A 10,288-nucleotide genomic window follows, 5' to 3' on the forward strand; every position below is an offset into this window, starting at 1 on the left:
CATTATTGCCGCCGGCGATATTATCGTTTGGGGCCGCTTACGGGGAGTTGCCCACGCCGGCGCTAAGGGTCATCTAGGAGCGCGGATTATGACCCTTGAAATGGCGGCGACACAGTTACGGATTGCCGATCTACTGGCCCGGACACCGGCTCCCCCTCGTCCTCCCTATCCAGAGGTGGCCTACGCCACAGACCAAGGGATTCAGATTGCCCCCGCCTATACTTGGGGGCGAGTCTTCGCCGTATCCGCAGCACCTTGAGCTAATCTATTCTAGTAAGCCAATTCCTAGGGAGTTCAATGGGGCGCACGATTGTCATTACCTCGGGTAAAGGAGGTGTAGGGAAAACAACCACCAGTGCCAATATTGGTGTTGCTTTGGCCAAATTAGGGCGATCGGTGGTGCTCATTGATGCAGACTTCGGCTTGCGCAACCTCGACCTACTGCTTGGTTTGGAAAATCGGGTAGTTTACACTGCCATTGATGTGCTGACGGGGCAGTGTCGCCTCGATCAAGCCCTTGTGCGTGATAAGCGCCTCAATAAATTGGTCTTGCTGCCCGCGGCCCAAAGCCGCAATAAGGATGCCATTACCCCAGAGCAAATGCGACAGTTGGCATCCGCCCTGAGCAAGCACTATGACTACGTACTCATTGATTGTCCAGCAGGGATCGAAGCAGGATTTCGGAATGCCATTGCCCCCGCACAGGAAGCCTTAGTGGTGACCACCCCAGAAATTGCCGCCGTGCGGGATGCTGATCGCGTGATTGGCCTGCTGGAGGCCTACCGCATTCGCAATAGCCATCTCATTTTGAATCGGTTGCGCCCGGCAATGGTGGCAGCCAACGATATGATGTCCGTCGAAGATGTCCAAGAAATTCTGTCTATTCCCCTGATTGGTATTGTCCCTGAGGATGAGAAGGTGATTGTTTCCACCAATAAGGGGGAACCTTTGGTCTTGGCAGAGTCGCCGTCGCTGGCTGGACAGGCCTTTATGAATATTGCCCGCCGCCTGGAGGGGGAAAAGGTTGAGTTTCTCGATCTAGAGGCGGCAAGCGGGGGATTATTCAGTCGGATTCGACGCTTGTTTGGGGCAAAGGGATGATCAGCGAACTTCTGGAGCGGCTGTTTACGCGCACTCCCCCCAGTCGCACCACCGCTAAAGAACGCCTGAAGCTGGTGTTGGCCCACGATCGCACGGCGCTGACGCCACAAATTCTAGACAATCTGCGGCGAGATATTTTGGAGGTAGTCTCCCGGTATGTGGAGCTAGAAACAGAGGGGCTAGCGGTTTCCCTAGAGTCGGATCAGCGGACAACAGCTCTGATTGCCAATTTACCCATTAAACGGCTGAAGCTGCCTCCAGAGGATGCGCCAGAGAATTTCCCAGCAGAAAACGAGGAAGAAGAACGTTGAGTACCGTTACAGTTGGGCTAGCAGCGATCGCCAGTGGCGCGATCGTGGCACAGGCACCTTGGGCAGCTGTTTTAATCGCCCGTTTAGGGTTGGGTTGGCGACGCCCTTCCCCCTTGACCCCTCAGCCCTCCCGCCCAGAAAACTTGGCCAAGGTATCAATTATTGTACCCACCCTCAATGAGGCGCAGCGACTGCAGCCCTGTTTGGAGGGCCTCATGCGCCAGGGCTACGAGGTGCGGGAAATTCTTATTGTCGATAGTCATTCCCAAGATGGCACAGTTGAGATGGTACGGGCGGCGCAACCCTGGGATCCCCGTCTGCGAGTGGAGTTTGATCCTCCCCTACCGCCGGGGTGGGTGGGGCGGCCTTGGGCATTACATACGGGCTTTTGTCGTGTCCATCCTGACAGCGAATGGATTTTGGGAATTGATGCGGATACGCAACCGCAGCCCGGTCTTGTGGCCAGTCTTTTGGAAACAGCACAGCGGGAGCAATTGGATCTCATTTCCCTCTCACCCTGCTTTATCCTCAAGACGGGAGGCGAATGGTGGCTGCAACCGGCGTTACTTTTAACCTTGATCTATCGCTTTGGTGCAGCTCCGCCTGTGGCAACGCAACCGGAGCGGATTTTGGCCAATGGTCAGTGCCTGTTGGTGCGGCGATCCTGCCTCGAAGCGATCGGGGGGTACCAGGTTGCCGCTTCCTCTTTTTGTGATGATGTGACCTTGGTGCGAGCCATAGCAGCTGCGGGGGCGCGGGTGGCCTTTCGGGATGGCTCAAAGGTACTCAAGGTGCGCATGTATGAAGGAATGGCAGAAACTTGGCGGGAATGGGGGCGATCGCTGGACCTGAAGGATGCAACCCCAATTGCCCAAGTGTGGGGCGATGCCTATTTCCTCTGGGCAGTCCAGGGATTACCGTTGCCCCTGTTGGTTTTGGGGTTAGTGGCCCTGGCAGTCACTACTCCCACCCTGCCTCTTGAGATGGCGACATTGCTCAATGGCCTCCTGGTGCTGATTCGCTGGGGCATGACACTGGCGATCGCCCCTGTCTATGATTGGCAGACGGGTCAAGGGCGCTGGCTCTTTTGGCTGTCACCTCTTGCGGATCCCCTAGCGGCACTGCGCATTACCCTCTCCGGTTGGCAACGTCCCAAGCAGTGGCGAGGACGAACCTACAGTTCGCAAACTTAGAGCTTTTTGTTTATCAGGTTGACCGGATCGATGACATCGATGACATTGACGAGAACATCACTCTTAACTGCGGCCCAAGGGGCACTTGCAACTACATTTGCGGCAATTGATGGCCGCGTCAAGAAAAATTTAGATCGAGTTCTGGCAGCCTTTCGTCAGCACCGACTGGGGGTACACCACTTCAGTAGTATGACCGGCTATGGCCACGGCGATCTGGGGCGAGAGGTCCTGGATCGGGTGTTTGCACAGGTGATGGGGGCGGAGGCAGCTTTAGTGCGGGTGCAATTTGTCTCTGGTACCCACGCGATCGCCACCGCCCTCTTTGGGGTGCTACGTCCTGGGGATGAACTCATTTCCCTTGCCGGTGCTCCCTACGACACCCTAGAAGAGGTAATTGGCCTGCGGGGTCAAGGACAGGGCTCCCTCCGGGACTTTGGTATTCACTATCGCGAAATTCCCCTGCTGACCAGTGGTGAGCCGGATTGGGGGGCGATCGCCACCTGTGTTCAACCCCAAACCCGGATGGTGTTCATTCAACGCTCCTGCGGCTACACATGGCGCCCCAGCCTCAGCCTCGAAGACATTGGCAAAATGATTCAACTGATCAAGAGCCAGAATCCCGATGTGGTCTGTTTTGTGGATAACTGCTACGGTGAGTTTGTCGAGACCCAAGAACCACCCCATGTCGGTGCCGATTTAATTGCTGGCTCGCTGATTAAAAACCCTGGGGGTACCATCGCCACAGCGGGGGGCTATTTAGCGGGACGCGCTGATATCATTGAGCAGGCCAGTTATCGCCTCACCGCACCGGGAATTGGGCATGAAGGGGGGGCTACGTTTGATCAACATCGCCTGCTCTTTCAAGGGCTCTTCTTAGCACCACAAATGGTCGGTGAAGCCCTTAAGTGTGCCCACCTATTGGCCTATGTCTTTGACCAACTGGGCTATCCAGTCAACCCTGCCCCCCTCGCCCGCCGCCGCGATGTCATTCAAGCCATCCAATTGGGCAGTCCTGAGAAGCTGATTGCCTTTTGCCGCACCTTGCAACGCTACTCCCCCGTGGGTTCCTACTTGGATCCAGTACCGGCACCCATGCCCGGCTATGCCGATGATCTGGTGATGGCTGGCGGCACGTTTATTGATGGTAGCACCTCAGAACTGTCTGCTGATGGCCCCTTGCGTCCACCCTATATTGTCTTTTGTCAGGGAGGGACCCACTTCACCCACATGGCCTTAATTTTAGAAGCGCTCCTAGAGGATCAAACCTTTTGAGGCCAGCCGTAAGCTTGGGCAACTGCTTCCCATTGATACAAAATGCTTTGCTCAAAGGCTTCCTGCCAGGTGGGGCAGGTCGCTTGGGTAATTTGGTGTGCCTGTGCCCCCATCCGCTGGCGATAGTGAGTATCGTCTAACAGCCGGCTAATGGCGGCCGCCCAATCTTGGGGGTCGCGACTGTAAACCACTACCCCATCCTCCCCCGGGGCTTGGACATATTTGCGTCCACCATCAAAACCAGAAATGACGACCGGTAATCCCGCTGCCCGTGCTTCCACCACCACATTGGGTCCTGTTTCCGACTCTGAGGGAAAAACGAATAGATCACTGCTGGCATAAATTGCCCCCAATTTTTCTTGGGGCACCTTGCCGATGAGGGTGACGCGATCGCCCAAGAGGTCTTTGACAAGGACAGCCTGCGCCCCTTCACCCACAATCAGCACATGGAACGCCTTTCCTTGGCTAGCTAACACTTGAGCTGCCCGCGCCAACAGGAGCACATTTTTACTGGCATCTACCCGACCGACAAAAAGTATGATCGGCTGTTCTGGCAGGTGATACTCCTCCCGTAACCATCGGGGATTGTGAAATCGCGGATGAAAGCGATCGCGATCAATGCCCCGCTGAAACCATGCCACCCGCTCAGGGGGCAAAAACGTGAGCAGCCAATCGGCATCCTGCTGCCGCGAGACCAGTACGCGATCGCTGGCCCGCATAAAGCCCGCTAGTTTTCGTTCGGCTTGGCAACCCAACCACTGATCCACCTGTAGTTGCTTCAGCCATAGCCACCGCCAAAATTGCCGCCCCCAACTGCGGCCACTCATGCGCCAAATAATTTCCCGTGAATAGGTGCGGGTCAGTAACGGCAAATCCGTGTGAATCGAACTGAGCAGCGGACGACGCTGCTGGCGGCAAAAGCGGCGCACTGTTTGAGCAAAGCTAAAGGTATCTGTAATGTGAAACACCTGATGTTGGGGTAAATAACGGCGCAATCCCCAGTGAAAGGGAGCGACATCGGTCATACCTGCCCCTTGGCGCATGATTTCTAGTGAGTGCGTGCTGAATTGGGGCGGCAGCAATTGGTAGCGAACATTGGCCGCCACCTCTAGGGTTTGTTGTTTTGCCCCAAGGAAATAGAGCGTCAGGTCAACGCGGTCTAGGTAGTGGCTGGCAGCTTCAGCAAAACGTTCCCAACATTTGACATGCCCGCCGGCATTGGGGTGCCATTCTAAGCAAATGAAGACAGCAACAGATAATGGTTGTGGCAATCTAGTCTTCTCAAGGTTGCATTTTATTAAAGATTCACTGAATATCACATTATAAATATCGCATTATAGAGTCATTCACAGTGAGCCATGATGGGCTATCGTAATCGCGCGATCGCTATTCTCTTAGCGTTGGCTGGCATCTTTCTGCCGGGACTTCATAAGTTTTATTTGCGCCAACCCCTATGGGGGGGAGTTTACCTGATGCTGGGGCTACTTTTTTCGACAGAACCCCACGGTTCTCTAGGTAGCATTGCTCGTATTGCCTGTGTGATTGAGGCCGTGTGGTATTTGTTTCAGGGGGCTGATGCCTTTGATGCCACCTTTAACCCCAACATTAGTGCGGTGGTTCCAAAGCTGCCGGCCCCTCCTCTTGAGAAATCAACCTAGTACCGCCAATAGCGACGACCTTGCCAAAAAATCCCCACGGCTGTGCCAATCAGGAACACGTCGGTGACAGGAAAAAATAGGGGCCGCAGTCCGAAGGTACTGCCAAAAAAGCTCAAAAACATACTGCCCACTAGGACACACAGAAATAACGCCCAAAGGGTACCGCTATAGATAGGTGCTGGGTTAAACCACACCTCTAAAAAGATCACTGCCACCATCCCAAGGCCAATGCTCAGACCAAGGCGGACTAACAAAACCAAGGGAGGTTGAAGCAGGATGATCAGTGCCTCGCGCACCGCCGTAACGGCAGCCGCAATATAGTAAAGCCCTGTATCAAACAGCGCTGCAAGCAAGGCAACGAGAAGACCTGTGGGCACTAGCGATCGCCACGGTAGTGCCTTAAACTGTTGCCAAGGATCGGACACAACCAAGACTCACATTCAGGATAGTCAGGATATTGGCAGAACCTAGGGCATCGGTAGATCGCCGAGGCTCATTTCCAGCTCCATGCGCTGTTCCATCTGGCGCAGAAAATACCCCGTCATCATGGCTGAGGCCAATAACCCCGCCAAGTTGTCGCGATCGGTGGCAATTTGGACATTAAAATCCTCAGAGGGAAGACCACCCACGAGACCTTGAACATTTTGGCTGATAATTTGGCGAATTTCTGGACTGACGGAACGGGCAATACGGGTCAAAACTTCTGGCGATTGGCTTTGCAGGTACTTCAGGAGCAGATTGGGCTGCCCATCCTCCGTAGAAGACTGGTAGAAATTAGCGTTTCCGGGATCAAAAACCATAGGCAGTGCTCGTTAGTTATGTTAACTATATGTTACCAAAACAAAATACCGTCCTAGAGCCAAGGCTCCCGTGCTCGCTGCTCTAACTGTAGAATAGACCTCAGCACTCGGTCAGACTGAATACACGAACACACAAGGATTCTTGCATGACTGCCCTCGATCAGCTTCAGCCTGCCAACCCTCGGGAAGTCAATATCTTTGCCCCCTATATGCGTGCTGAGAAGCGTCCACTACTGCCCTTGGGCATCGCCCTCTACCGTCTGGGTAAGTTGGAGGGACAACGGGGAATTGAAGGCGGTAACAATGTTGATTTTGTTGCCACATGGACGATCGCTAACTTGCCGGCGGATTTATCCCGCTGTACGGTGACCTTTGATAACTCTCCTGATCTACAGTACGAAATGTCTATCACCACATTTGAACTGGTGGATTATCTCATTGATGTCATTATTAACTATAAAAAACATCGTATTGCTGATTTTTCCAAAGCATTTTATCGTAAGCTGTTACGGCTTGACTAAGGCTTGTGTGTTTAGGATTGGGGTTGCGGGAGGAGTAACTCAACGGTGGGAAAGCATTTATTGATTGGTTCAATTGTTCCCTATAGCGGCAAGTCTGCAACGATTATAGGCTTGGCCAAGCTCTGTCGCGATCGCCACCTGCGCATTGCCTATGGTAAGCCCCTGGGTACATACCAACCCGCCAGCGATAGCGAAGAAACCGAAGCCGATGTCAGCTTTTTACAGGAAACCCTGAACCTAGAAAATGTACGGCCCACCTTGCTCACCCTGACTCCAGAAGCCATCAAGGGGCGACTGACGGGCACAGATCAGCAGGATTATCGCCAAGCCCTAGCGGCCTATCACCACATCAACAGCGAAGACTTAGTGCTTCTTGAAGGGCCAGCAACATTAGCAGAGGGGCGACTGTTTGATTTGGACTTAGCTCAGATGGCAGCGGTGTTGGAGGCACCGATTTTACTGGTGGTGCGCTATGAATCCCCCTTGGTGGTGGAATCGCTCCTCCTAGCCAAGTCGGAATTGGGCGATCGCCTATTGGGGGTGATCATCAACGATATTCCCGCAACCGAGACCCAACCCTTGCCTGCTATTCGCCAATATCTCGAGGCCCACCAAATTTCAGTTTTTGGTACATTACCCCGCAGTCAGTTGCTGCGCAGTGTCAGTGTCAAAGAATTGGTACGCCAGTTAAATGCCGAAGTGTTGTGCCGTCCTGATCGCTTGGATTTGCTGGTAGAAGAACTCACCATTGGCGCAATGAATGTCAGTGCTGCCCTGAAGTATTTCCGTAAAGCGAACAATATGGCGGTGATTACGGGGGGCGATCGCACCGATATTCAATGGGCGGCCCTGGAGACCTCCACCCACTGTCTAATTCTCACGGGGCATTTGCCGCCTTCCCCAGCCATTCTTGCCCGTGCCGAAGAGTTGGAAATTCCCATTCTCTCTGTGGATCTGGATACGCTGACGGCGGTGGAAATTGTGGATCGTGCCTTTGGTCAGGTGCGTCTTCATGAAATCGCCAAAGTCAAGTGTGTCGAGCAAATGATGCAGGAGCATGTGGATGGCGATCGCCTGCTGACCCAGTTGGGACTCTTGACGGTTGAGGCCTAGCGTTTGACAGTCAGGGCAAACATCAGTACTTGAGTCGGGGTTTTGCCGTCAAAGTTGTTATCGCCAATGATATAAAGCGATCGCGCCCCATCGGCCAAGGGGGGGCCAAAACTCATCCCCTCCAAATTGGTTAAGGGAATTCCTAGGGTCTTGAAATCCAAAATCAGACGTTTCTGCACAGGGCGGATGGGACCCAGATCAACCGGCAGGGTGGCCATGCCAAGGGTATCTGTCGCTCCCGCTAGGGATACTTCAAAGAGTTTGATGCCATGTCCTACCCCCGGACTGTAGGTGCGCTCCAAGCTGAGAAAATGGCCACCATTGTCAAGGGCAAGTAGCTCTACGAGGCCATTGAACACTGCCTCGGAGGGATCCAATGGATAGAGATGCTCCGCCAGCAACACAGGGGCAACATCCCCCCGCAGGTAGTGGAGCAGACGGCAGTAAATAGGGATATTGGGGCGAACATCTTGGGCAAGGGCAGATTCAACACCGACAAACAGGCGATCGCCCGCCGGGGAAAGCGTCAGCGCCTCAAAGCCAAGATTATTGCGAATCCCTTGCTGACCATTGGGCAGATAGTATTTGGGAATGGGTAGCGCTGTAATGGTTTGTCCATTGTTGCGCTCAAACTCCTTGATCCAGGGCGAGCTAGCTGTGGCCGTTACCCCTTCACTGCTAATCAGCAGGTGTCCCTCGGGCGTCAGGGCAATTCCCTCAGTATCGGCGGTGTTGGGAGGATACACCTCACCATTCATCTGCTGGAGAAAGGTCACGCCCTTGGGGGTAATGGCTTTGGGAGTGATCTCGAGGGTGTAAAACCGAGGTTGCTGGCGATCGTCACTGATGGCATAGAACTGCTGTTGACGCTGATCGTAGGTCAAACCCGACAGCCCTCCCACCTCGGTATTTCGCCACTGGCTGCCGACGGCTAATTGGACTTCGCCGCGAAATTCCACCCCCACCTTCAGAAACAGCCGCTCCGCCGCTTGCACTTGGGGGAGCGCACATCCCCACAGTAGGCAAAGGAACAGAAGTCCCATGAGCAGGCGTCGCCCGTACATCAGCCTATCTTAGCGGTTACGATTTGTACCTTGAGTGCCCCCCTGTTGATTTGGGCGTTGGGGGGAAGCGGGTTGATTCGCTTGGTTTGGGCGCTGGGCATTATTGCCACCGCTGCGTTGCAGGGCAAACTGAATCGCCTCAGGGGTTTGTACCAGTTGAATTTGACCAGCCACCGGATCGTTGGTGCTGAGCATGGTTGCCACCAAATTATCCAGCATGACAACGCGGATACCCGTATCCTTGATCAGTTCCGGTCGCTGCTGACGGGCTTGGTCCACTTCCCGTTGGAGTTGCATTTTATCAAAGTAAAAGGGAATAAACCGCTGCGTGCGGGTCTGGCCGTTTTCGCGCACTTGTGCTTCTACGGCGATGGGGTTGCCTGTTTTGCTATCCGCTAGGAAAAAGAGGGGAGTACCACCTATGAACGGTTTGCCATCCTTGGTCAGAATTTTGCCATCGCGCTCGACCAAATCACCACTTTGTTTGAGCAGATTCACCGCCGCCTCCAGTTGGGGTTTTGAGGGAATAATGTCCACACCAACAACAGGATTTTTTTGGCTTTCGAGGGCAATTTTCACCGCACCACTGAGGGCAGCCGCAGAAATCCGCGCCACACGACCAATCTCGGGCTGCTGCGTTTTGATGGCATTGAGGGCACCTTCAGCATCTTTCTGACTAATAAAGAAGGTAAACACTTGGGTTTTCTTATTTCGATCTTGGGGGTTAGGGATTTCAAAGGTCAGCGGCTCCCCTTTGTCGTTGGTGATCATAAAAACGGGCACATTGTTGAGAATCTGCAGCACCTGTTCTTCCGGTAAGGCGGTGGCAGTCTCATAGCGGCCAATAGCAGGAGCGAGCCACAGGCTACTCACTAAACCTGCCAAAACACCCAAGTGTGCCAATCTCTTCATACAGTCTCCTAAATGAATGCTCTGTTGCAGTAGGTGAACTCTCCAAATTTAGTCCCTGAGCTGTGGAGAGGGGTAGCGATCGCAATGTAGTACCTAACTCACACCAAAACTTATGCACCAAACCAGTGGGTATTTTTACATATGACGTACTCTCTTTGCTTTTCCACCCTAGGCCAATTTGACGCAATGGACAAGGGGCAAGTTTCTAGAGTCTTCGCCGAACTAGCGTTCAGGGTCTAGGGGCTCTAAACTAGTAGCGCTTTTGAACCAGCCCTTGCGCCAGAAAAAGAAAAATAAACTGCCCGCGATGGTGAGCATGAGCGCCCCGCAGGCCGGATAACCC

13 protein-coding genes are annotated in these 10,288 nt (G+C 53.8%); 8 read left to right on the forward strand and 5 right to left on the reverse strand.

What is annotated here, in order from left to right; all coding sequences use genetic code 11:
• The 5 genes from H8Q75_RS00110 to H8Q75_RS00130 form a co-directional block, all read left to right on the forward strand.
• On the forward strand, positions 1-259 hold a 259-nt coding region (locus H8Q75_RS00110; RefSeq protein ID WP_297039338.1), incomplete at its 5' end, for a septum site-determining protein MinC.
• 38 nt (positions 260-297) lie between these two features.
• Entirely contained in the window at positions 298-1,101 is an 804-nt protein-coding gene (gene minD / locus H8Q75_RS00115; RefSeq protein WP_024125042.1) for a septum site-determining protein MinD, read from the forward strand.
• Complete coding sequence (minE, locus tag H8Q75_RS00120) at positions 1,098-1,412, forward strand: cell division topological specificity factor MinE (RefSeq protein WP_024125043.1); 315 nt, start codon at positions 1,098-1,100, stop codon at positions 1,410-1,412. Before minD ends, minE begins: the two co-directional genes overlap by 4 nt.
• A gap of 44 nt (positions 1,413-1,456) precedes the next feature.
• Positions 1,457-2,605, forward strand: coding sequence for a 2'-O-glycosyltransferase CruG (cruG, locus tag H8Q75_RS00125; protein ID WP_081711816.1), 1,149 nt, complete (start codon positions 1,457-1,459; stop codon positions 2,603-2,605).
• Positions 2,606-2,650: 45 nt separating this feature from the next.
• Complete coding sequence (locus H8Q75_RS00130) at positions 2,651-3,877, forward strand: methionine gamma-lyase family protein (RefSeq protein WP_365970421.1); 1,227 nt, start codon at positions 2,651-2,653, stop codon at positions 3,875-3,877.
• Here H8Q75_RS00130 and H8Q75_RS00135 read toward each other — a convergent pair.
• Entirely contained in the window at positions 3,865-5,148 is a 1,284-nt protein-coding gene (locus tag H8Q75_RS00135) for a glycosyltransferase (protein ID WP_024125046.1), read from the reverse strand. The two genes, H8Q75_RS00130 and H8Q75_RS00135, sit on opposite strands and share 13 nt — an antisense overlap.
• A gap of 87 nt (positions 5,149-5,235) precedes the next feature.
• Between H8Q75_RS00135 and H8Q75_RS00140 the strand changes: the two genes are divergently transcribed.
• Positions 5,236-5,535, forward strand: a complete 300-nt coding sequence (locus H8Q75_RS00140; protein WP_024125047.1) for a hypothetical protein — start codon at positions 5,236-5,238, stop codon at positions 5,533-5,535.
• Here the strand turns inward: H8Q75_RS00140 and H8Q75_RS00145 are convergent.
• Together H8Q75_RS00145 and H8Q75_RS00150 are read right to left on the reverse strand one after the other, a co-directional pair.
• A complete protein-coding gene (locus H8Q75_RS00145) occupies positions 5,532-5,960 on the reverse strand; it encodes a hypothetical protein (protein ID WP_024125048.1) in 429 nt (142 codons plus the stop codon). The genes H8Q75_RS00140 and H8Q75_RS00145 overlap by 4 nt on opposite strands.
• 42 nt (positions 5,961-6,002) lie before the next feature.
• Positions 6,003-6,335, reverse strand: coding sequence for a DUF760 domain-containing protein (locus H8Q75_RS00150; RefSeq protein ID WP_024125049.1), 333 nt, complete (start codon positions 6,333-6,335; stop codon positions 6,003-6,005).
• A 146-nt stretch (positions 6,336-6,481) separates the two neighbouring features.
• Here H8Q75_RS00150 and ebsA point away from each other — a divergent pair, with 146 nt between their 5' ends.
• Together ebsA and H8Q75_RS00160 are read left to right on the forward strand one after the other, a co-directional pair.
• Entirely contained in the window at positions 6,482-6,856 is a 375-nt protein-coding gene (gene ebsA / locus H8Q75_RS00155; protein WP_297039354.1) for a type IV pilus biogenesis protein EbsA, read from the forward strand.
• Between the two features lie 45 nt (positions 6,857-6,901).
• Complete coding sequence (locus H8Q75_RS00160) at positions 6,902-7,969, forward strand: phosphotransacetylase family protein (protein WP_297039357.1); 1,068 nt, start codon at positions 6,902-6,904, stop codon at positions 7,967-7,969.
• Here the strand turns inward: H8Q75_RS00160 and H8Q75_RS00165 are convergent.
• Complete coding sequence (locus H8Q75_RS00165) at positions 7,966-9,033, reverse strand: esterase-like activity of phytase family protein (RefSeq protein WP_024125052.1); 1,068 nt, start codon at positions 9,031-9,033, stop codon at positions 7,966-7,968. The genes H8Q75_RS00160 and H8Q75_RS00165 overlap by 4 nt on opposite strands.
• Positions 9,034-9,042: 9 nt before the next feature.
• A complete protein-coding gene (locus H8Q75_RS00170) occupies positions 9,043-9,945 on the reverse strand; it encodes a Tic22 family protein (RefSeq protein ID WP_297039361.1) in 903 nt (300 codons plus the stop codon).
• Between the last annotated feature and the right edge of the window lie 343 nt (positions 9,946-10,288).

It is taken from the genome of Thermosynechococcus sp. OHK43, assembly GCF_014466085.1.
In the GTDB taxonomy this organism is placed as follows: Bacteria; Cyanobacteriota; Cyanobacteriia; order Thermosynechococcales; family Thermosynechococcaceae; genus Thermosynechococcus.